The following is a 20,620-nucleotide window of genomic DNA, read 5'->3' as shown; positions in this document are numbered from 1 at the left end:
ATCCATTGCTGGGGCCGCCTTGCGGCCCTTTCGCGGCGCAAGGCCGCTCCTACAAGTACCGCGTGAGTAGTTAGACGATCGCCAACCGCTGCTTGCGCGTCGGTGCCGGGAACGCCCGGTCGATTGCCCGAAGGTCCTCGCTGTTCAAGGTCAGCGTACCTGCGGCTGCATTCAGCCGCACATGCTCGGGCGCCACGGCTTTGGGGATGGCGATCACTCCGTCACTACGGGTCACCCAGGCCAGGCTGACCTGGGCCGGCGTGGCGCCATGGCGCTCGGCAATTTCTGCCAGCACCGGGTGCTGCAGCAAGCGCCCGGCCTGGGCCAGCGGGCAGTAGGCCATGATCGGCAGCGCGCGCTTTTCGCACCACGGCAGCAGGTCGAATTCGATGCCACGCTGCGCCGGGTTGTACAGCACCTGGTTGGTGGCGCATTCAGGGTTGTGCAGTTCGCGCAGGTCGTCGACGTCGAAGTTGGACACGCCCCAGCGCCTGATCTTGCCTTGCTCGCGCAAACGCTCGAAGGCTTCGACGGTTTCTTCCAGGGGGTGCTGGCCACGCCAATGCAGCAGGTACAGGTCGATGCAGTCGGTACCCAGGCGGGCGAGGCTGCGCTCGCAGGCGGCCGCCATGCCGCGCTGGCTGGCATTGTGCGGGTACACCTTGCTGACCAGAAACACCTGATCGCGGCGCCCGGCAATGGCCTGGCCAACCACTTCTTCCGCGCCGCCTTCGGCATACATCTCGGCGGTGTCGATCAGGGTCAGGCCCAGCTCGATACCCTGTTGCAGGGCCGCCACTTCGGCAGCCTTGCGGCCGGGGTCCTCACCCATGTACCAAGTGCCCTGGCCAATGGCCGGAACGCTCGAACCTGCCAGTTTCACGTAACGCATGTCACCTCCGGGATCCGTGTATTGGAAAGCAGAACCTCAAGCAGCGCTTGCGCTGCGGTGGAAAGCTTGTGTTCACTGAGGGCAATCACGCCGATGCGCCGCTCGACGGTGGGCTCCACCAAGGTAATGCAGCGGGCGCCGAGCTCCTGCATCTGGTTGATGCACAGCGCCGGTACGGCACTGACCCCCAGGCCGCTGGCGACCATGCGGCCAATGGTTGCCAACTGGTGGCTCTCGAATGCCACGGCCAGTTTGCCGTGGTGGGTGGCCACATTCTGCTCCATCAGCAGGCGCACCGCCGAAGGGCGTTGCAGGGCCACGAAGTCTTCGGCCATCAGCTGTGCCCAGCTGACCTGAGGCAGCAGCGCAAGGGGCGAGTCGGCCGGTACCACCGCGACGAAGCGGTCCAGGTACAACGGGTGAAAATCCAGCCCGTCGATGTTGTCCGGCTCGAAGCCGATGCCCAGTTCGACGCGGCGATGGCGTACCAGTTCCAGCACCTGTTCGTTGATCACGTCATGCACCGTGACGTTGACCTTGGGGTAGCACTGGCGAAATACCTTGAGCGACTGGGGCAGGAGGTTGCCGGCAAAGGCTGGCATGGCCGCCACCGACACCCGGCCCAGTTGCAGGGTGAAACGTTGGCGCAGCATCTCTTCAGTGTCTTCCCAGTCTGCCAGCAGGCGCCGTGCCAGCGGCAGCAACACTTCGCCCTCGGCGGTCAGGCTGACGCTGCGCGTGGTGCGGCTGAGCAGGGCGCCGCCGAGGTTTTCTTCCAGGGCCTTGATGGTCAGGCTCAGGGCGGGCTGCGATATATGCAGGTGCTCACCGGCCTGGGCGAAGCTCTGGAACTTGGCCACGGCGACAAAGGCACGCAGTTGCTTGACGTTCATGACAGGCCTATTGTTTGTTTTGTAAAAGTTATCAATCGATGACGAAAACAAAATTAACAAATCAGTCGCGTGCGGTGAAGATGTCTGCACACGCTCACCGACAGCCTCGTCGGTTCTACAACTACAAAAGGCGGATCAGCATGGCCGGACTGGACAAGCGCGTTGCAACCTACGAACAGGCCCTCGAAGGCCTGACCGACAACATGACAGTGCTGGCCGGTGGTTTCGGCCTGTGCGGCATCCCGGAAAACCTCATCAGCGAAATCAAGCGACGTGGCGTCAAGGGCCTGACCGTAGTGTCGAACAACTGCGGCGTCGACGGCTTCGGCCTCGGCGTGTTGCTGGAAGACCGGCAGATTCGCAAGATGATCGCCTCCTATGTGGGAGAAAACGCCGAATTCGAACGCCAACTGCTCAGCGGTGAGCTGGACGTGGAGCTGACCCCGCAGGGCACCCTGGCCGAGAAGATGCGCGCCGGCGGTGCCGGAATCCCGGCGTTCTTCACCGCCACCGGTTACGGCACCCCGGTTGCCGAGGGCAAGGAAGTACGCGAGTTCAAGGGCCGCAAGTACATCCTTGAAGAATCCATTACCGGTGACTTCGCCATCGTCAAGGGCTGGAAGGCCGACCACTACGGCAACGTGGTGTACCGCAACACCGCGCAAAACTTCAACCCGCTGGCTGCCACCGCCGGCAAGATCACCGTGGTCGAAGTGGAAGAGATCGTTGAACCCGGCGTGCTGTTGCCCAGCGAAATCCACACCCCGGGCATCTACGTGGACCGTGTCATCGTCGGCACCTTCGAGAAGCGTATCGAAAAGCGCACCGTCAAGGCCTGAGCGCCATCCACCAGAACAACAAAGAGACCCTGACCATGGCACTGACCCGCGAACAGATGGCGCAACGCGTCGCACGTGAACTGAAAGACGGCTACTACGTCAACCTGGGCATCGGCATTCCGACCCTGGTGGCCAACTACGTACCCGCAGACATGGATGTGATGCTGCAATCGGAAAACGGCCTGCTCGGCATGGGCGAGTTTCCGACCGAAAGCACCCTCGATGCCGACATGATCAACGCCGGCAAGCAAACCGTCACCGCCCGCCGCGGCGCCTCGATTTTCGATTCGGCACAATCGTTCGCCATGATCCGTGGTGGCCACGTCGACCTGACCGTGCTGGGTGCCTTTGAAGTGGACGTACAAGGCAACATCGCCTCGTGGATGATCCCCGGCAAGCTGGTCAAGGGCATGGGTGGTGCCATGGACCTGGTGGCTGGCGCCGAGAACATCATCGTCACCATGACCCACGCGTCCAAGGACGGTGAGTCCAAGTTGCTGACGCAATGCAGCCTGCCGCTGACCGGCGCCGGCTGCATCCGCAAGGTGCTGACTGACCTGGCCTACCTGGAAATCGAAGACGGCGCCTTCATCCTGCGCGAAACCGCGCCAGGGGTAAGCGTTGAAGAGATCATCGCGAAAACCGCCGGCAAGCTGATCGTGCCGGATGATGTGAAGGAAATGACCTTCTGATTCAACGGGCTTCATACATTCCCCTGTAGGAGCAGCCTTGTGCTGCGAAGGGGCCAGTGCAGGCATTCACATAATGTTTGTCTGTACTGGCCTCTTCGCAGCACAAGGCTGCTCCTACAGGGGTTTTGTGTTTTTGCTGATTTATCCGATAAAACCAATAAAAGGAATTCAACTGTGGCCGCTGAAATCCAAGACAGCCGTTCCGCGCGCTTTGCCTTGCGCTGTTCCAACTGGGCCGAACGCTGGTTCCCCGACTCGTGGGCATTCGCCGCCCTGGCGGTGCTGCTGGTGTGCATCGGTGCCCTGGCCATGGGGGCCAAGCCGACCGACACCGCCAAAGCCTTTGGTGACGGGTTCTGGAGCCTGATCCCGTTCACCATGCAGATGGCCTTCGTGGTCATTGGCGGTTATGTGGTGGCCAGCTCGCCGCCCGCCGCGCGGCTGATCGATCGCCTGGCGCGCATCCCCGGCAATGGTCGCTCGGCAGTATGCTGGGTAGCGCTGATCTCGATGCTGGCTTCCTTGCTCAACTGGGGGCTGTCGCTGGTATTCGGTGGCCTGCTGGTACGCGCGCTGGCGCGGCGCACCGATCTCAAGATGGACTACCGCGCCGCCGGCGCGGCCGCCTACCTGGGCCTGGGCGCAGTGTGGGCACTGGGCTTGTCATCGTCGGCGGCGCAACTGCAGGCCAACCCGGCCAGCCTGCCACCTTCGATCCTGTCGATTACCGGCGTGATTCCGTTCACTGAAACCATCTTCCTCTGGCAGTCTGGCGTCATGTTGGCGGCGCTGGTGGTGGTCTCGCTGTTCATCGCCTATGCCACGGCCCCAGGCCCGAACAGTGCACGTAGCGCCGAAGACTGCGGCGTCGACCCCAGCTTCACCGCGCCACCTGCACCGCAGCGTACTCGCCCGGGTGAGTGGCTGGAGCACAGCCCGATCCTGATCCTGCTGCTGGTGGCCCTGGCCGCTGGCTGGCTTTATCAGGAGTTCGCCACCAAGCCTGCGATTACCGCGATCTCCGGGCTGAATACCTACAACCTGCTGTTCATCATGCTCGGTGCCTTGCTGCACTGGCGCCCGCGCAGCTTTCTTGACGCAGTGGCGCGTGCCGTACCGACCACCACGGGAGTACTGATCCAGTTCCCGCTGTACGGCTCCATCGCGGCCATTCTCACCCAGGTGAAGGGTGTCGATGAACAGACGCTGGCCCACCATATTTCGCTGTTCTTCACCCAGATTGCCACCCATGACACCTATGCCGTGCTGATGGGGGTGTATTCGGCGGTGCTGGGCTTCTTCATCCCATCGGGCGGTGGAAAGTGGATCATCGAGGCGCCGTACGTGATGCTGGTGGCCAACGACCTGCAGTACCACCTGGGCTGGGCGGTGCAGATCTACAACGCTGCGGAAGCCTTGCCGAACCTGATCAACCCGTTCTACATGCTGCCGCTGCTGGGCGTGCTGGGGCTCAAGGCGCGCGACCTGATCGGCTTCTCGTTCGTGCAGTTGCTGGTGCATGTGCCGTTGGTGCTGGTGTTGCTGTGGGCGCTGGGTACGACGCTGCAATACGTACCGCCTGTGATGCCATGAAGGCAGGGCCGCTGTGCGGCCTATCGCCGGCAAGCCAGCTCCCACAGGTACGGCTCATGGTCAAAAAGTGATGCATTATTTGTGGGAGCCTGGCTTGCCGGCGATGGGCTGCAAAGCAGCCCCAGCATTTCGCCGGCAGTCCACGTATCATTACCAGGCTGCCTCAGCCTGGGAAACCCGCGTCACATGTCTATCCGATTGAAACTGCTGCGTAAGAAACTGGGAATGACCCTGGAAATGCTGGCCGAGAAGACCGGCATGACCAAAAGCTACCTGTCCAAGGTCGAGCGCGGCCTGAATACACCCTCGATTGCCGCCGCGCTAAAGCTCGCACGGGCATTGAACGTCAATGTCGAAGAGCTGTTCGCTGAAGAGCAGGCCGGCCAGAGCCGCTACAGCCTGGTGCGCCATGGCGAACGTCAGGCCCTGGTAGGCGATGGGCAAGGGCCGGGCTATGCAGCCCTCACCAGCCAAGTCGGGCAGCGCAGCCTGCTGCCGTTTCTGATCCAGCCGCCGAACGAGTTCAGCGACCCCACGTTCAAGGAACACCTGGGCGAGGAGTTTCTGTTTGTGCACGCAGGCCAGGTGGAGGTGGATTTCATGAACGAACGGGTGCTGCTGGAGCAGGGCGATGCCTTGCATTTCAACGCCCAGACACCGCACCGACTACGCTCGGTAGGTGCCCAGCCGGCGCAATTGCTGGTCGTGGTTCACCACGCAGACGAATAAAACCACAGGGGGCAGGGCAACGCCCCCACGTATTCTCATCCGTGAAACGCAGCGTCCCTTGCAGCGGCATTTCTTTGCATAATTTGCATGTCGGTATTTTGACGAATACCCCCATCTCCCATTGAATTTTATTATGGTGTCGGATCATTGACGTAGTGTCATTGTGCCCATAAGCTCAAGTCAACAGCGAAACAACTCCCGCCACACCGAGCAAATAACTAATTGATTTTCCTGTTTTTTTGGAGGGCGTATGCGCACGACTCTGATTATCAAATCGATGTTCTTGCTGGTGTTGCTGAGTGGCGCTGCGCGTGCGGCAGATTCCTATGTAAACCAAAACAGTATCATTCCTGTTTCAACCGCCGGCTGGTTGTTAGCCTTCGCAGTGGTTGGCTTTGTGCTGGTGGCAAACAGAAGAAAAATCTGAGGCTGACCGCCTTTTTGGCAGCGTGGGCAGAGGTTGTTGCAAGCCCGGGGCCTGGCTTGTGAATTTCCCAACCGTTGCTATATTCCCAGTAGCCCTTGAAAGGCCTTGGTTTGCAGAGCAAGGCAGCCTACCTGTAAAGCGTCAAGGTTGGGGCCTCCAGGAAAGACGAGGCCATCGCGGCGGGCTTAAGCCGCGAAGCAGAGCGAGAGTTGGTGTGCTGTTCTCATTCAGTGCTCTTTTTCGGGCCATTTGGCCGGAGGGACCCTCATGATGCGTTCATTGATTGCCGCATTCTGCGTGCTGACCGTGTGGTCCAGTGCTGGCAACGCCGATCAGAGCGGTGCGGCTTACCTGCTCAGCCCCGGTGATGTGGTGATGGTTTCGGTGTGGCAGGAAGACAGCCTGCGTCAAGAAGCTACCGTACTACCCGATGGCAGTATTACCTTCCCCTTGGCCGGGCGCATAAATGTTGCAGGGCTGGATGTAACGGCAGTTGAGAAGCAAGTGGCTGCCAAACTCGAAAAATTCCTCCCCGACCCGAATGTCAGCGTTGTCGTCAAGAGCATCGCCGGCAACCTGGTCTATGTCCAAGGCAAAGTGATCAAGCCAGGCCCCGTGCAGATGGCAGGCCCTACCGCAGTGCTTCAGGCGCTGAGCATGTCGGGCGGCCTGGACAAGTTTGCTGACGAAAGCGATATCAAGGTGGTCCGCGGCACCGGTGCTTCCCAAAAGATCCTGCCCGTGCGATATAAGGACCTGGTGTCTGGGCGGGATATGTCCACCAACATCCAACTTCAGGCTGGCGATACGCTGGTCGTTCCTTGATCTTGCCTTTAATAAGAACATTTAATGCCTCTTCTTAGAACAACTAGCATTGCAACGGCAATCTTGGTCTTGCCGTTCACGGACGCGGTCCTGGCGGCAAATTGGCAGTCTACGGTAGTGGTACCGACATCCGTCGAATATGACAGCAACCCTTTGTTGCTGACCTCGGGGGAAAAGGGTGTAACGCGCACGATCATCGCGCCGGACTACACCCTGATCGGTACCTTCGGCCAGGACGAATTGAGGTTGGGGCTGGGCATGCATGTGTTGCGCTCGTCCGACACGGATGTGGTCGATGACCGTGAAGACCCTGATATCAGCCTGGGCTGGCAGCGCACCACCGAGCGTGGGCGTTTCGGCCTGGTGGCGCGCTACAACGAAAGTTCCACACTGTCGGGGACAGTGCTGGATACCGGGGTGATCACCACTGACGGTACGCAAAAGCTCTACACCCTGACCGGCAACTGGAGCCAGGCGGTTACCGAGCGCAGCACCTTGAGCAACGAAACCACCTTTAACCGTGCCCGTTATGACATCAGTACGCTGACGGGGTACGACGAACTGGCAAACGTGTTTACCTGGACCTATGCCTGGAGCGAGCGGGCCGATGTGTATACCCGCTTCGGTGCCCGACGCTATGAGCCAGAGCAGGACCTTACCGCGACCGCGTCCAACAGCTACACCCCGGCAGTCGGCATCAAGTACCAGCTTGCCGAAGGCCTGAGCGCCGATGCCCACATTGGCGTCAACCAGGTGTCTGGCGACGACGGTGGTCGACGCGGGGAGGGTGGGGTGGCGTTGCTCTACACCGGCACGCGTGCCATTGCCAGCCTGACCGCCGAGCGGAGCACGGTGGCCAGTGCTGAAGGCGGCTTTGCCGAGCTGGACCAGGTGCGTGGCGTGTGGAGTTACGCCCTCACCGAACTGGACCGGGTGGGCGCTGACGCTGCCTGGCAAGACAGCAAAGGGCAGAGCCCTAATACATTGCAGACGTACAGCGTCTGGGCCAGCCGCCAGTTTTCACCTTACTGGGACCTGCGTCTGTCGCTGATGTACAAGGAGCGGCAACAGGACCAGGCGCCCGATGCAACCGCTACGATCGTTGGTTTGACGTTGACGTACAGGTACCCCGACATCTGAACTTCAGGCAGGTGGCCCCATGAAGTCTGACTACGAACTCTCCATCAGAGATTACATCGCCATTATCAAGGACAGGGCCCTGGTGTTAGGGGTGAGTGCCGTAGTCATTCTTGCCGCGACCGTAGCGGTCGCGTTGATGGTGCCGCCGCTCTACCAGTCGACCGGCACCATCCTTGTGGAGTCCCAGCAGATTTCGCCCGAGCTGGTGTCGACCAACACCACCAGCTTTGCCGATGAGCGCATCGAGGTGATTCGCCAGCGGGTGATGACCCGCGAGAACCTGCTGCGCATTATCGACAAGTACAACCTGTTCGCCGACAAGCGCTTGAGCGAGTCCGACAAGATCGACCAGATGCGCAATGCCATCGTGGTCGAAACCCTTACCACGTTCGTGCGCGGGCGAGGCGAGGCGACGGTTGCGTTCAATGTGTCCTTCGAACACAAGCAGGCGGAAGTCGCCAAGGAAGTGGCCGATGAACTGGTCACTCTGTTTCTCAACGAAAACCTCAAGCAGCGCACCGAGCGGGCCAACGAAACGACTGAGTTTCTTACCCAGGAGGCCAACAAGCTGGGTGCCGAACTGGCCAGCCTGGAGAATCAGCTGGCCGACTTCAAACAGGCCCACGCCAATGCCTTGCCAGAGCACCAGACCCTGCGCATGAACATGCTCTCGCGCTCGGAGCTGGAGTTCCGCGAAGTCGACCGTGACTACAAGGCCGCCCAGGAAGAACTGCGCTACCTGGAGCTTGAGCTGTCGGCGGCCAATGCCGGCCTGGCCACCAAGACTACCGAAGGCAGCAAGCCAGCCAGTGCCGACCAGCCCCAGGACCTGCCAAGCCTGAAGGCCGAATACGCCCGGTTGCTGACCCGCTACAAGGATGCCCACCCGGATGTGGTGGCGGTCAAGCGCAAGATCCAGGCGCTCGAAGCCAGCGGCGGGCGCACGGCCACCACGTCCACAGTCAGCCTCGACGTGGCGCGCGTTCGCGCCAAGATGAGCGCGGCCCAGGAACGTATCAGCTCGCTGGCCGATCAGAAGCGCGAGCTGACCAGAAAGATGGAGGGCTACGAGGCCGAAATCCTCGAGGCGCCGCAAGTCGAGCGTGGCCTGGTGACCTTGATGCGTGACCACGATAACGCGCGCAAGAAGTATGAAGAAATCCGCGCCAAGGAAATGGGCGCGAAGATTACCGAAAGCCTGGAGCAGGAGAACAAGGCCGAGCGCTTTGTGCTGCTGGAGCCACCGCTGATGCCTGAAAAACCGATCAAGCCTAATCGCAAGAAGATCGCTGCGTTGGGCCTGGTGCTGGCACCGGCAGGCGGCGGCGCCTTGGTGATGCTGCTGGAAATGCTCAACCAGCGCGTGCGTGGCGTCGGTGCTCTGGAAAACCTGCTGGGCAAACGGGTGCTGGTGGCAATCCCCTACATCGATACCCGGGCCGACGTGGCCAGGCGCAAACGCTGGCGTAACTGGCTGATCCTGGCGGCACTGGCGTTGGCGGCTATCATGGTAGTGCTGGTGCACGTCTTCTACATGCCACTGGATGTGCTGTTGTTCAAAGTCATATCTCGGTTTGCATAGGGAAAGCAGTGATGGACAGGACCAAGCCGTCTGTTGGCAATAATCTTCACCAGGTTACCCCGGGCACCCCCCAGGCATTGTCACCCGCCCCCGGCACCGCGCTGGCGGAAGTGCCAGGCCAGTTCGATTATGTGAACACCAAAGTGGTGCCGCTGCGGGCGGACCATCTGGAGCGCCACCGCATCGTGGCGTACAACAAGAACTCCAACATGAACGGGCCGATCGACCTGCTGCGCACGCAGGTGCTCAGGGCCATGGAGGAGAACGGCTGGCGTACCCTGGCGATCACCTCGCCAACGCCTGAGGCGGGCAAGACGGTGCTGGCGATCAATCTGGCCATGAGTATTGCTCACCACACGACCAAGACTGCGTTGCTGGTGGACTTTGACCTGCGCCGGCCCAAAGTCGGCAGTACCCTCGGCCTGCCCATGGAGCAGGCGCTGAACGAGTACCTGACGGACAAGGCCGAGTTGCAGGAATGCCTGGTCAACCCGACGTTGCCGCGCTTTGTGGTGTTGCCGACACGTGTACCGGTGCCGATGTCGACCGAGATGCTGTCGTCGCCCAAGGTGAACAACCTGATCAGTGATTTACGCAACCGCTACGACTCGCGCATCTGCATTTTCGATTTGCCGCCACTGCTCAGCTCTGACGATGCGATCACCGTAATACCCAAGTTCGATTGTGTACTGCTGGTGGTGGCTAACGGGATGAACAACAAGAAGGAAATCGAGGACTGCCTGCATCACCTGGCCACGGTGAACCTGGTCGGGACGGTGCTGAACAAGGCTGACGAGCAGCCGCGAACCTACTACTGATTCATTGGCTTGTCCGTAGATCATGGCACCTGTGGGAGCGGGCATGCCCGCTCCCACAGTGATTGCGCAAGCTTGCAGAGTCTGAGCAAGACAGCTGCTGCTCCCAGAACGCGCAGCGCCTTCGGAATCTCAGGTATGCTGGCGCGTAACCCAGGGATACTGCAACTCCCACTGCCACGCATGCCGCACAATCTGCTCCAGCGAAGCAAACTCCGGCCGCCAGCCCAGCACCTGCAGCGCCTTGCTCGCATCCGCCACCAGCCGTGGAGGGTCGCCAGCGCGGCGTGGCGCGTCAAGGGCATTGATCTGCCGCCCCGTCACCGCCCTGGCTGTATCGATCACCTGCTGCACCGAAAAGCCCAGGCCGTTGCCCAGGTTGAACGCAGTGCGCTCGCCCCCCGCCAACAGATAATCCACCGCCAACGCATGCGCGGCCGCCAGGTCGGCCACATGCACGTAGTCGCGGATACAGGTGCCATCCGGCGTATCGTAATCCCGGCCAAACACCGTCACCGCCTCGCGGCGGCCTGAAGCGGCCTGCAGGATCAGCGGGATCAGGTGGGTTTCCGGTTCGTGGCGTTCCCCCAGCTGGCCATCGGGGTCGGCACCGGCGGCATTGAAGTAACGCAGGCATACAGACTTCAAGCCATAAGCCCGGTCAAAGTCCTCCAGAATCTGCTCGACCATCCATTTGCTCAGCCCATAAGGGTTGATCGGCCCTTTGGCATGCGCTTCATCGATTGGTACGTACTGCGGGTTACCGTAAACGGCGGCACTGGAAGAAAACACCAGGTGCTTGATGCCGGCATTCACCATGGCCTGCAGTAAGGCGAGGGTGGCGGCGACGTTGTTCTGGTAGTACTTGCCGGGTGCGCTGACCGACTCGCCCACCTGGATGAAAGAGGCAAAGTGAAACACCGCATCGAAGTGGCAGACGCCAAACAGCACATCCAGGGCAGCTTCGTCGGCAATGTCGAGCTTGGCCCACTGGATGCCGGGGCCAGGCGAAACCAGGTCCGCCACCACCACCTCATGGCCGGCACCGAGCAGGTGCTTGACCATGTGTGAGCCAATGTAGCCTGCACCACCCACTACCAGAAATTTCATCCGCACCTCCTGGAATCTGCTGTTTACAGACGCAGTGAACCGTCCCTGAAACGTGCAGGTGGGATGATCAGCTACAGGTGACCTGAGCGTAGATGGCCCTATGCCCTATTTCAAGAACAGCCAGTTGGACATGTAGTTGCCGTCGAACGTAATGCTGTACTGCCCATCCTTGTAGGCCACCGGCAATGCCTTCAATTGTGCCTGTGCATCGCGGGCGAACAGTTTCAGACCGGCGGGTGCCTTGATTGTCAAAGTGCCTTGAAGCGGTTCCACGTTGAACGGCGTCTTGTCATCGGCCTTGGGTATGGCGCGCGTGCCCAGCGACAGCAGCAGATCACGCGACTGGCCCAAGGGTTTGCCGTCCAGGCTCTGTACCGCGACGCTGGCGTAAGGCGTTTTCGTCTGTACCTGTACGGCACCCAGGCTGATCGAGCGGCCACCCAGCCAGCCGGTGGCCGCCTGGGTCAGTGGCGTGTCGATGGTGTAGATGCCTTGTTGCCAGTTGCGCTTGAGCTCGCCGGTGTCGGTCACCGACTCCGCGGCGTCGGCGGCCAGCAGCGATTGCCCCGGGTCCTGCAACACTTGCGCGCCAGACGGGATGGCAGCGGGTTTCAGCCAGGGCAGTTCCGGTGTCGGCGGCAGGGCAATCTGCAACTGGCCCTTTTCCATGGCCGTGCGCAGCAGTACCGAATTGCGCGGGGTGATCTCCTGGTTGTAGAGGGTGGCGGGCGTCGGCGCGAACACGTAGCGGGTCGTTGCCGGCTTGACGTCCGCACGGCGATAGAGCAGGGCGGCTGCGGGCAGGGTGGCGATCATCGCCGGGTCGTTGTACGCGTGCCAGTTGTCCGCCGTGCGCCAGCCCGGGTTGAACCCTTGCTGGCTGTAGGCGTACTGCATCATGGCGTCCCAACCCTGGTGGCTGGCGGTGCCGGCTACATACAGCGGCAACGAGTGGCGGTCGGGCAGCGGGAACGGCTCGGCGTTCCACTCGGTGACGGTCAGCGGTTTGCCGACCACCTGGGCGGCGGCGATCCAGTCGATCATGCCGTCGCTGGTCAACGGGTTTTTCTCCAGCTGGCCAATGGCGCCGTAGCTGTGGGCATCGACGACATCGCCTGCGGTCAGCGCCGGCAGTGCGCTCAGGCCGTTGCCGCCCCAGGTGCTGGTGGTGGCAATCGGCACTTTGACGCCCAGGCCACGCAGGTGGGCGATCATGTCGGCGTTGAAGCGTTGCTCCAGGTCGTTGAGGAACAGCTTCGACGGGCCATGCTCCCAGGCACGCCAGGTAAGGTCGGCGGGCAGGTCATGTTGCCTGGCGAAGGCTTTGGCTGCCGCCATGTAGCGCTCGCTATGGCGCGGTACGTCCTTGTCCGGCATCAGAGCGTTACCGTAGTGCTGGGTGAGGTCGTTTTCGTTGGTGATCAACACGGCGGCGATGGCCGGGTCGTCCTTGTAGGCCAGGCCGGTGTATTCGTTCACATGGGTCAGATACTGCTCGGCGAAGCGTTTCATCGCGTTCTGGATGCTGTCGTTCATGTAGGCGTAACCCTTCAGGTCTGCGCGGCCCTCCTTTTCGGGCAGTTCATCGAAGTCTTCAATGTTGTCGTTGGCGGTCAACGCACGTTGCACATGCATGTCCAGCCAGATGTAGATGCCTTCGTCCTTGAGTGCCTTGATCCACAGGTCGAGCTTGCGCAGCGATTCGGCGCTGAGCTGCTGGGTATCGCGCACCAGGGTGCCGTCGCCAAACACGTTCGGGCTGACCCACGGCGAATCGTGGTGGTGCAGGCGCACCAGGTTGAAGCCCAGTGCCGACAGGCGCTTGGCCTGTTGGCGGATTTCCTCGTCCGGGCTCTTGAACAGCGAATAGGCAGACAGGTTGGTGCCCCAGAAGCGCACCGGGGTGTTGTCTGCAAACATCAGCTGTTCGCCGACCGCCTTAACGAAACCGCGCTTGCCGGCGGGCTTTTCCGCGGCGTTTAGGAAGGACAGGTCCACCGGCGAGGTGCGCCAGTCCAGCTGGTCATCGGGCCAGCTGGCGGGGTCGGCGAGGCCGAAACGCTCGTTGGGGGTGGGCCCCAGCTCGATGTCGCCGGTAACGTTGAGCACCGCCTTCAGCTGCTGTCGGCCGGCGTTGATCGGGTCTTTGTAGAGGAACGCACGCAGCTCGGACGGGTTGCCGCGCTCGAAATAGACCTTGGCCAGGGGCGGATCGAAGCGCATCTCGACGCGTCGGCCCTGGTCCGCCTTGCCCCACGACCAGCCGCGATTGTCGGGCAGCAGTTGCGGGGCGCCCATGCCGCCGGCGATTTGCGCCGGGTCGAACTGGAACACCATGCCGCCGCCCATCACCCCGGCCTGGCGGCTGTGGGCGGTAAGGTCGAAGGCCCAGCTCAGGGTTTGTGCCTGTTCCTTGCGGATATCCGCCTTCAGGTCGAAGTCCAGTTCCTTGTTCTTGCCCAGCAGCGTGTACTGGTAGGGCCCATTGACCTTGAAATCGGTGTAAAAGCCGGTCCAGCTCCAGTTCGCCGCCCAGAAGTCGAACTTGGCTTTCATCACCGGCCCGCCGCCGTATGCCACAGTAGGCAGGCCATTCTGCTCATCGACACTGACCTGCCACTGCGAAGCCCAGCCGGCCAACGGCAGCAAAGCCAGGCCAGCCATGGCCGAAGCCTGCACAAGGTGACGCAGGGTAAGCACGTTCATGGACATTACCTGGGTTGAAGGCCGGTTTCGGCCAGCTCGGTAGCCGGGCTGTCGTCCAGCCGGCGGACCATCTGGATGTACGCCACGCCAAGCCCCGCGATTGACCAGTACACCACCGGTATGAAGGTGATGCTGCTGACGGTGAAAATGATCACCAGAATGCCGATGAGTGTTGCCAGCAGCACTCGCCCCAGCTGTCGTCGTTCGTCATCCTTGTCGGGGAAAGTGAGCATGGCCCTGCGGATACCCCTCAACACCACAGCAAAGAACGCAACGAACAGGCCGAGCCCGACCAGCCCCACCCGCAGCGCCAGGTTGATGTAGGTGTTTACGATGTCGATGATGCCTTCGCCCTGGATCATCGACTGCATTTCCGGGGTGTTGCGGAAGTCGAACGAGCCGAACAGCGGGTTGCGCTGGATGACGATCCAGGAGTTGTCCATCAGCCGCTCGCGGTAGGTGATGTTCTCTTTTTCGATGTTGCCGATGTACGGCAAGAGGTCCAGCACCTTGTCACCGCCCGGTACGACGGTCAGCAAGGGCAGCGCCAGCATGCCAGCCGCGCCTAGCAGCGCCAGGCGCCTGATTGCGCCTTTGCCCATGGCAATGAACACCACCACGATGACCACGACGCCGATCCACGGCCCACGTGACAACGGCGCGAACAGCCCGGCGGCCAGCAGCAGGGCGCCCATGGCTCTGTGCAGCGGGCGTTGCACATACCCCTGGACGAACAGGAACAGACCGATTGCCACACTCATCACATAACCCAGGGCAATCGCCTGGCCGGTGGTGACGCTGGCCCGCAGCGCGCCGCCGCGGCTGAGGTAGCCGGACATGCTCCACGGCACCCCCATTGCATCGATCAGGGCGCTGTACAGCAACCAGTGACGCACATACTCGGCCACGGCGATCAACGCCATGACGAAGGCGGTGAGCACGAAGGCCAGCAAGGTATCCTTGAAATCGCTGATATGGCGCAGGCCACGGCTGGCCACGTAGTACGGCAGGAATACGTCGACATACAGGTACAGCGCCTGGCGCAGGGTGTCGGTGAGGGTGGTTTCGCGCAGATACAAAACGCTCATCAGCAGCAGCCCGGCCGCCAGCAGCCTGTCCGCCCAGGTACGGCCGAAGCGCAACGTGTCCGCTTGCCGGCGCAGCTGCAGCGCGGCCGGCAGCAGCACGCACAGGGTGAGCAGGCGGATATGGTTGAGGTCGACCAGGTAGTTGACCACGCCAAACCCGGGCACCTGCACCGATGCCGGCGGAATCAGGAACAGCAGCATGTAGAACAGCGCCATGGGGTTGTGCTCGCGGCGCCCTGCAAGCAACAGGATGACCGCGCCTGCACCCAGGTACAGCCAGAAGCTGTGCGAGGCAAAGGCCAGCACTGTCAGCAGGAACCAGAGATTGCGCCGGCGCTTGTAGTCGCTGAGCGGAATAAGGTCGGTGGCGGGTCGCCGCGCCATCAGGAAGACCACGCTCGCCAAAAACAGGATGACGATCAACGCACGAAAATGTTCAGGCATCGGCTATGTACACCTTTCCCTCGGTGGGCAACGGCTAGCATCGTGGCTAATTGAAACTATAGTGACTTTTAGCCAATCAGTCAGAGATTGAAGTCATGCCGTCGATTGATGTGTCAGCCGCTGCGAGCCTGCGCAACCGGGCCTTGAGGGCCGGGTCGTGGAACCTGGTCTCGCAGGTGGCTTCTCAGGTGATGCGCCTGGGCGGCAATCTGATAATGGCCCGCTTGCTGCTGCCGGAAATGTTCGGGGTGATGGTTATCGCCACCACCGTTTCGGTACTCCTGCATCTGCTTTCCGATGTCGGCCTGCGCCAGAACATCATCCAGAGTCACCGGGGTGACGACCCGGATTTCCTCAACACCGCCTGGACCGTGCAGATCATTCGCGGCTTCCTGCTGTTTGCCCTCACCCTGCTGCTGGCGGTGGGCGCCTGGTTGGCCCAACTGGCGGAACTATGGCCTGCGGACTCCACCTATGCTGCCCCGGTGCTACCGATGGTGCTGGCGGTAACTGGCCTGTCGGCAGCCATCTGGGGATTCCAGTCCACCAAGATAGATGTGGCTGTAAGAACTTTCCAACAAAAGCGCGTGGTGCTGGTCGACCTGGCCTCGCAGGTGGCCGGCCTGGTGGTGATGCTGGTGCTGGGCTTGCTGACCCATTCGATCTGGGCCCTGGTGATCTCTGGCCTGGTTTCGGCGGTAGCCTGGACCGTGCTGGGGCATACCGCCCTGGAGGGGCCGAACAACCACCTGCGCTGGGACCGTACGGCGCTGACCGAGTTGATCGTGTTTGGCCGCTGGATCCTGTTGTCGTCGATGGTTGGCGTGCTGGCCATGTACGGTGACCGCATCTGGTTTGGCGCAAGCATGTCGGCGGCGCAACTGGGGGTGTATTCGATTGCCGTGCTGATTCTTGGCGCGGTGCAGACCGCGCTGATGAAAATTGTCGGTGCCGTGGCGCTTCCTGCCTTCAGTGAAGCGGCAAGGGCCGATGACAAGGAGCGCCTGACAGCGCTGTATCACCGCTTCCGCCTGCTGGTCGACCTGCTGGTGCTGTTCATCTGCGGTGGTTTCCTGACCGCCAGCCCTCTGCTGATTGGCTGGATGTACGATGATCGCTACCGTGAAGCTGGCCCTATGCTGGCAATTCTTTCGCTGTCGTTCATCGTAATGCGCTATACATTGGCTCATCAGGTGTGGATTGCCTTGGGCCTGACCAAGTATCAGGCCATGGACAACATCATCCGCCTGGTCTCGCTATGGGGGCTGCTGCCGCTATTGCTGGCGATTGGTGGTGTGGAGTGGGCGATCTGGGGGGTTGCCCTGCATGCCGTGCCAACGCTGGTGCTGGTTGTGTATGTGAACTGCAAACTGGGCATGTTCAGCCTGAAACGTGAGCTGGTAGTGCTGCCGATGCTGCTGGTCGGGGCTCTGTGCGGGGTGCTGCTGACGGCCTTTTTCGACTGGCTGTAAAGCGGCGTGCTGGGTGTAACTTACATGGGTACAGGTCACGTGATCATGGGGAAGCTCATTTTTTGTACTGCGCAGTTGGGCCGTAGAGGCTTTCTCCAGAGTTGTGTCTTGCTCGGTGTGGGTGGGGCGGTGTTCGGCGCCTCGGCGTCCGTGGCTGGCAAACCTGTCGAACCGCCCGGGTTCGTGATAATCAACGGTTGGGTATTGCCGTCCCGTTACCTGCGGAACCAGCCAGCATGATCAAGGACTTTCAGCAGCACAAAACGCTGCGCGACAACTACGATTTCTGCATCATCGGTGCCGGCCCGGCGGGTATTACCCTGGGCTTGCGCCTGGCCGCCGCCGGCTGGAACGTATTACTCGCCGAAGGCGGTGGACGCGAGTATGCGCCGCACTCGCAAGGCTTGTACGCCTGCGCATCCACGGGCCTGGAGCTGTATGCCGAGGAGACTCGCCTGCGTTACCTGGGGGGCACCTCCAACCACTGGGCCGGCCGTTGCCGGCCTTTCACCCCGTCGGATTTTACCGTCGCCCCGCCAGGTGACTTGCCCGGTTGGCCGATTCCCTATTCGGAGATCGAAGGCTACTTGCCGGCGGCCATGGACATCGTCGACCTGCCAGCCGGCTCGGATTTTCGTGCGATGAATACCGGCCTGGATGGCGGTGACTTCGAGGCAGACCGCTTTCTACTCAGCACCCCGACACGTTTTGCGCAAAAGTACGCCACGGCAATGGAGCAGACCAAAGGCCTGGACGTGTTCATCAACTGCAACTGCGTAGACCTGGAGTTCGACAAAGGCTCCGGCCATCTGGCGGCGGTGGTTCTATCCGACTATGAACGCAATCGTCAGCGCCTGGTGGCAAGGCACTTCATTCTGGCTACGGGTGCCATCGAGAACGCCCGGCAGCTGCTTAACAGCCAGACGCTGGTGGCGGCAGGCGTGGTGAGCAAGGAAGGGCTGGTCGGTGGGTGTTTCATGGAGCACCTGAACATCGACCTGGGCACGTTCATCCTCAAGTCCGGTCAGGACCCGGAGCCGCGCCAGTACTACACCACCGATGCTTTCGTCGAGGAGTACAAGGCCGGTAAAGGCAATGTCACCGCCGCGCTGCTGGCCGATGTGCAGACTTATGGCCGCACCGCCGAGGTCAAGCATTTTCTCGAGAACCTGGCCTGCGACATGGGGGTTGCCAGCAAGATCGCCTTCGTCGCCAAGTTCAGCTGCCCCGGTGACGGCGTGATCAGCACCATGATCGAGCAGTTCCCCAACCTGCACAGCCGCATTTCGCTGCTGGACGAGCAGGACGCACTGGGGGTGGCCAAGGTCAATGTCAACTGGGCGCTGAGTGCTGATGACCGACATACCATCAAGTGCATTGGCAGCGAACTGGCCAAGCAGTTCGCTGAAATGGACCTGGGCTTCGTCAAGCTCAACGATTTCGTCTACGACACCTCGATACCGCTGAAGATGGCGCCGCATGCCCACCACATGGGTACCACGCGCATGGCAGCTTCGCCGCAGTTCGGTGTTGTGGATGCCAATTGCAAGGTGTTCGGTACCGAGAACCTGTATGTCGCCGGCAGCAGTATCTTCGCCAAGGGCGGCGCTTCCAACCCGACCATGCCGTTGTTGCAGTTTGCCGTGCGGCTGGCCGACCACCTCGATACCAGGATGAGAGCGGCTAGCGGCGCCGCTGCATGATGCAGGTTGTACATGGGTTGAGCGCTGCGGTCAGCACCTAGAAGAACGAGACCGGAACGCCTCAGGACACTCCAGATTGTTCAGATCGCGAGGCCAGGCAGTATGAAGGGATGGATACGCAAGGCAGTGGCGCACTACGCCCATGCAACCGGGCGAGGGGGCAAGTTCTACAGGAGGTTCTGCAACCCTTCTGGTCTTGAATGGGGTGCCTACCTCGCCCGATGGGGGAACTTCCACTCTGTCGGCAGCAACTTCTTCGTCAATACCGGCTGCAAGTTTCTCGACCCTTCGCTGGTTCGCATTGGTAACAGCGTGGGCTTGTCCGACTGCACGCTGATCGGTCATGACGGGGTGGTATTGCTGATCGAACATCGCTTTGGCAAGCACCTGGATTCGGTCGGTTTCATCGATATCAAGGACAACTGCTTCATCGGCCATGGCGCGATCATCATGCCCCGCGTGACCATCGGCCCGGAATCGATTGTGGCCGCAGGCGCGGTGGTGACCAAGGACGTGCCACCAGGCACCGTGTTTGGCGGCAACCCGGCGCAGTTCATCTGCACCACCGAACAGTTGATCAAACGGGTCGAGGCGCGTTGCGAAAGTTACCCGTGGATCGAACTGGTAAAACAGCGCAACGGCGCTTACGACCCGGAAGTTGAACCGCTGTTGATGGCGCAAAGGCGCCAGTACTTCTTCGGGGACGGCAACAATGGCTAGCAAACCTGTGGATGTCATGGTGGTCAACTTCAATACCGCCGGGCTGCTGCAGCCGATGTTCGATGCGCTGCGCCGGGCCGACAGCGAGCGGCTGGCCAGTTACCTGGTAGTAGACAACGCATCGCGCGATGACTCGGTGCAGCGCATGGCCCAGGTGTGCCCCGAGGCACTGCTGCTGAGTAACAAGCAGAACGTGGGCTTCGGCCGGGCCAATAACCAGTTGCTGGCGCACCTGCAGGGCAAGTACGCCTTGCTGCTCAATACCGATGCCTTCGTTGCCGCCGACTCCCTGCAAAAAACCCTCGACTACATGGACGCTCATCCGGAGTGCGGCGTGCTAGGGGTGCGCCTGGAAGGCCGCGACGGTGACCTGCAGCCCAGCTGCCGCTACTTCCCAACGCCGCTCAACGTCTTTGTCGGGCGTACCGGGCTGGGGCGGTTTTTCCCGGGGCTGAAGATGGTCGATGAAATGACCTGGGACCACGCCTCGGTGCGCGAGTGTGACTGGTTACCGGGTTGCTTCTATCTGGTGCGCCGCGAAGTGCTGGACAAGGTGGGCCTGTTCGACCCGCGTTATTTTCTTTATTACGAAGAAGTGGACCACTGCAAGCGGGTGAAGGAAGCCGGCTGGAAAGTCGTGTTCTACCCGCATACCACCGTGGTGCACATCGGGGGCGAAAGCTCCAAGTCGGTGGCAGAGCTGGAGGCGGCCAGCCGGCAGATCTCGTCCTACCAGATCGAAAGCGAGCTGTTGTATTTCCGCAAGCATCACGGGGTGGCGGGCCTTGCCCTGCACATGGCGCTGGTCACCCTGGGTGACCTGGTGCTGGCACTCAAGGCGCTGTTGAAACGACGCGGCTGGGGCGCGATTCAGGCCTGCTGGCGTCATTGCCGGGCGACCTGGTCACTGTTGTTCAGGACCCGGTACGCCAGCCAACCGACAAGGTAGG

General features: G+C 61.3%; 18 protein-coding genes. 13 read left to right on the top strand and 5 right to left on the bottom strand.

Annotation, left to right across the window (positions count from 1 at the left end):
• Nucleotides 1-70 precede the first annotated feature (70 nt).
• On the bottom strand, nucleotides 71-892 hold the full coding sequence (locus tag E8E78_RS12980; RefSeq protein ID WP_049276768.1) for an aldo/keto reductase: 822 nt from the start codon (nucleotides 890-892) through the stop codon (nucleotides 71-73).
• Entirely contained in the window at nucleotides 880-1,785 is a 906-nt protein-coding gene (locus tag E8E78_RS12975; RefSeq protein WP_280315091.1) for a LysR family transcriptional regulator, read from the bottom strand. The genes E8E78_RS12980 and E8E78_RS12975 overlap by 13 nt, the downstream gene beginning before the upstream one ends.
• Nucleotides 1,786-1,925: 140 nt before the next feature.
• Between E8E78_RS12975 and E8E78_RS12970 the strand changes: the two genes are divergently transcribed.
• From E8E78_RS12970 to E8E78_RS12930, 9 genes are all read left to right on the top strand, one after another.
• Entirely contained in the window at nucleotides 1,926-2,624 is a 699-nt protein-coding gene (locus E8E78_RS12970; protein ID WP_016499567.1) for a CoA transferase subunit A, read from the top strand.
• 35 nt (nucleotides 2,625-2,659) lie between these two features.
• Nucleotides 2,660-3,316 carry a CoA transferase subunit B gene (locus E8E78_RS12965; RefSeq protein WP_049276766.1) on the top strand — a complete coding sequence of 219 codons (657 nt, stop codon included), beginning with the start codon at nucleotides 2,660-2,662 and terminating at the stop codon, nucleotides 3,314-3,316.
• A 174-nt stretch (nucleotides 3,317-3,490) separates the two neighbouring features.
• Nucleotides 3,491-4,909 (top strand): TIGR00366 family protein, encoded by a 1,419-nt coding sequence (locus E8E78_RS12960; protein ID WP_280315093.1) that lies wholly within the window; start codon nucleotides 3,491-3,493, stop codon nucleotides 4,907-4,909.
• A 186-nt stretch (nucleotides 4,910-5,095) separates the two neighbouring features.
• Complete coding sequence (locus E8E78_RS12955; RefSeq protein ID WP_016499570.1) at nucleotides 5,096-5,638, top strand: XRE family transcriptional regulator; 543 nt, start codon at nucleotides 5,096-5,098, stop codon at nucleotides 5,636-5,638.
• 250 nt (nucleotides 5,639-5,888) lie between these two features.
• Nucleotides 5,889-6,065 carry a hypothetical protein gene (locus E8E78_RS12950; RefSeq protein ID WP_016487266.1) on the top strand — a complete coding sequence of 59 codons (177 nt, stop codon included), beginning with the start codon at nucleotides 5,889-5,891 and terminating at the stop codon, nucleotides 6,063-6,065.
• Nucleotides 6,066-6,332: 267 nt separating this feature from the next.
• The gene (locus tag E8E78_RS12945; protein ID WP_016499571.1) at nucleotides 6,333-6,890 is read left to right on the top strand and encodes a polysaccharide biosynthesis/export family protein; all 558 of its coding nucleotides are present in this window, start codon (nucleotides 6,333-6,335) and stop codon (nucleotides 6,888-6,890) included.
• A 24-nt stretch (nucleotides 6,891-6,914) separates the two neighbouring features.
• A complete protein-coding gene (locus tag E8E78_RS12940) occupies nucleotides 6,915-8,030 on the top strand; it encodes a hypothetical protein (RefSeq protein WP_041167708.1) in 1,116 nt (371 codons plus the stop codon).
• A gap of 19 nt (nucleotides 8,031-8,049) precedes the next feature.
• The gene (locus E8E78_RS12935) at nucleotides 8,050-9,612 is read left to right on the top strand and encodes a polysaccharide biosynthesis protein (protein WP_016499573.1); all 1,563 of its coding nucleotides are present in this window, start codon (nucleotides 8,050-8,052) and stop codon (nucleotides 9,610-9,612) included.
• Between the two features lie 11 nt (nucleotides 9,613-9,623).
• Nucleotides 9,624-10,430 (top strand): CpsD/CapB family tyrosine-protein kinase, encoded by an 807-nt coding sequence (locus E8E78_RS12930; protein ID WP_016499574.1) that lies wholly within the window; start codon nucleotides 9,624-9,626, stop codon nucleotides 10,428-10,430.
• Nucleotides 10,431-10,559: 129 nt separating this feature from the next.
• Here the strand turns inward: E8E78_RS12930 and galE are convergent, their stop codons facing one another.
• The 3 genes from galE to E8E78_RS12915 form a co-directional block, all read right to left on the bottom strand.
• Nucleotides 10,560-11,537: a UDP-glucose 4-epimerase GalE gene (galE, locus tag E8E78_RS12925; RefSeq protein ID WP_049276763.1), complete on the bottom strand. Its 978-nt coding sequence runs from the start codon at nucleotides 11,535-11,537 to the stop codon at nucleotides 10,560-10,562.
• Nucleotides 11,538-11,642: 105 nt separating this feature from the next.
• Nucleotides 11,643-14,243, bottom strand: coding sequence for a cellulase family glycosylhydrolase (locus E8E78_RS12920; protein WP_059394922.1), 2,601 nt, complete (start codon nucleotides 14,241-14,243; stop codon nucleotides 11,643-11,645).
• A gap of 5 nt (nucleotides 14,244-14,248) precedes the next feature.
• The gene (locus tag E8E78_RS12915; RefSeq protein WP_049277527.1) at nucleotides 14,249-15,775 is read right to left on the bottom strand and encodes an O-antigen ligase family protein; all 1,527 of its coding nucleotides are present in this window, start codon (nucleotides 15,773-15,775) and stop codon (nucleotides 14,249-14,251) included.
• Nucleotides 15,776-15,870: 95 nt separating this feature from the next.
• Between E8E78_RS12915 and E8E78_RS12910 the strand changes: the two genes are divergently transcribed.
• The 4 genes from E8E78_RS12910 (at nucleotide 15,871) to E8E78_RS12895 (ending at nucleotide 20,619) form a co-directional block, all read left to right on the top strand.
• Complete coding sequence (locus E8E78_RS12910) at nucleotides 15,871-17,247, top strand: oligosaccharide flippase family protein (protein ID WP_049277524.1); 1,377 nt, start codon at nucleotides 15,871-15,873, stop codon at nucleotides 17,245-17,247.
• A 236-nt stretch (nucleotides 17,248-17,483) separates the two neighbouring features.
• On the top strand, nucleotides 17,484-18,950 hold the full coding sequence (locus E8E78_RS12905) for a GMC family oxidoreductase (protein ID WP_049277522.1): 1,467 nt from the start codon (nucleotides 17,484-17,486) through the stop codon (nucleotides 18,948-18,950).
• A gap of 102 nt (nucleotides 18,951-19,052) precedes the next feature.
• On the top strand, nucleotides 19,053-19,670 hold the full coding sequence (locus E8E78_RS12900; RefSeq protein ID WP_016487256.1) for an acyltransferase: 618 nt from the start codon (nucleotides 19,053-19,055) through the stop codon (nucleotides 19,668-19,670).
• A complete protein-coding gene (locus E8E78_RS12895) occupies nucleotides 19,663-20,619 on the top strand; it encodes a glycosyltransferase family 2 protein (protein WP_049277520.1) in 957 nt (318 codons plus the stop codon). The genes E8E78_RS12900 and E8E78_RS12895 overlap by 8 nt, the downstream gene beginning before the upstream one ends.
• Nucleotide 20,620 lies beyond the last annotated feature (1 nt).

It is taken from the genome of Pseudomonas sp. BN505 (assembly GCF_029873175.1).
In the GTDB taxonomy this organism is placed as follows: Bacteria; Pseudomonadota; Gammaproteobacteria; order Pseudomonadales; family Pseudomonadaceae; genus Aquipseudomonas; species Aquipseudomonas putida.
The sequence above is the reverse complement of the archived record's forward strand: the minus strand, read 5'-3'. Positions and strand labels throughout refer to the sequence as shown.

What these genes read in the sequence shown, in the direction of transcription:
- E8E78_RS12980 (WP_049276768.1), bottom strand. Translation starts at nt 892, where the DNA reads ATGCGTTACGTGAAACTGGCAGGTTCGAGCGTTCCGGCCATTGGCCAG.
- E8E78_RS12975 (WP_280315091.1), bottom strand. Translation starts at nt 1,785, where the DNA reads ATGAACGTCAAGCAACTGCGTGCCTTTGTCGCCGTGGCCAAGTTCCAG.
- E8E78_RS12970 (WP_016499567.1), top strand. Translation starts at nt 1,926, where the DNA reads ATGGCCGGACTGGACAAGCGCGTTGCAACCTACGAACAGGCCCTCGAA.
- E8E78_RS12965 (WP_049276766.1), top strand. Translation starts at nt 2,660, where the DNA reads ATGGCACTGACCCGCGAACAGATGGCGCAACGCGTCGCACGTGAACTG.
- E8E78_RS12955 (WP_016499570.1), top strand. Translation starts at nt 5,096, where the DNA reads ATGTCTATCCGATTGAAACTGCTGCGTAAGAAACTGGGAATGACCCTG.
- E8E78_RS12950 (WP_016487266.1), top strand. Translation starts at nt 5,889, where the DNA reads ATGCGCACGACTCTGATTATCAAATCGATGTTCTTGCTGGTGTTGCTG.
- E8E78_RS12945 (WP_016499571.1), top strand. Translation starts at nt 6,333, where the DNA reads ATGATGCGTTCATTGATTGCCGCATTCTGCGTGCTGACCGTGTGGTCC.
- E8E78_RS12940 (WP_041167708.1), top strand. Translation starts at nt 6,915, where the DNA reads ATGCCTCTTCTTAGAACAACTAGCATTGCAACGGCAATCTTGGTCTTG.
- E8E78_RS12935 (WP_016499573.1), top strand. Translation starts at nt 8,050, where the DNA reads ATGAAGTCTGACTACGAACTCTCCATCAGAGATTACATCGCCATTATC.
- E8E78_RS12930 (WP_016499574.1), top strand. Translation starts at nt 9,624, where the DNA reads ATGGACAGGACCAAGCCGTCTGTTGGCAATAATCTTCACCAGGTTACC.
- galE (WP_049276763.1), bottom strand. Translation starts at nt 11,537, where the DNA reads ATGAAATTTCTGGTAGTGGGTGGTGCAGGCTACATTGGCTCACACATG.
- E8E78_RS12920 (WP_059394922.1), bottom strand. Translation starts at nt 14,243, where the DNA reads ATGAACGTGCTTACCCTGCGTCACCTTGTGCAGGCTTCGGCCATGGCT.
- E8E78_RS12915 (WP_049277527.1), bottom strand. Translation starts at nt 15,775, where the DNA reads ATGCCTGAACATTTTCGTGCGTTGATCGTCATCCTGTTTTTGGCGAGC.
- E8E78_RS12910 (WP_049277524.1), top strand. Translation starts at nt 15,871, where the DNA reads ATGCCGTCGATTGATGTGTCAGCCGCTGCGAGCCTGCGCAACCGGGCC.
- E8E78_RS12905 (WP_049277522.1), top strand. Translation starts at nt 17,484, where the DNA reads ATGATCAAGGACTTTCAGCAGCACAAAACGCTGCGCGACAACTACGAT.
- E8E78_RS12900 (WP_016487256.1), top strand. Translation starts at nt 19,053, where the DNA reads ATGAAGGGATGGATACGCAAGGCAGTGGCGCACTACGCCCATGCAACC.
- E8E78_RS12895 (WP_049277520.1), top strand. Translation starts at nt 19,663, where the DNA reads ATGGCTAGCAAACCTGTGGATGTCATGGTGGTCAACTTCAATACCGCC.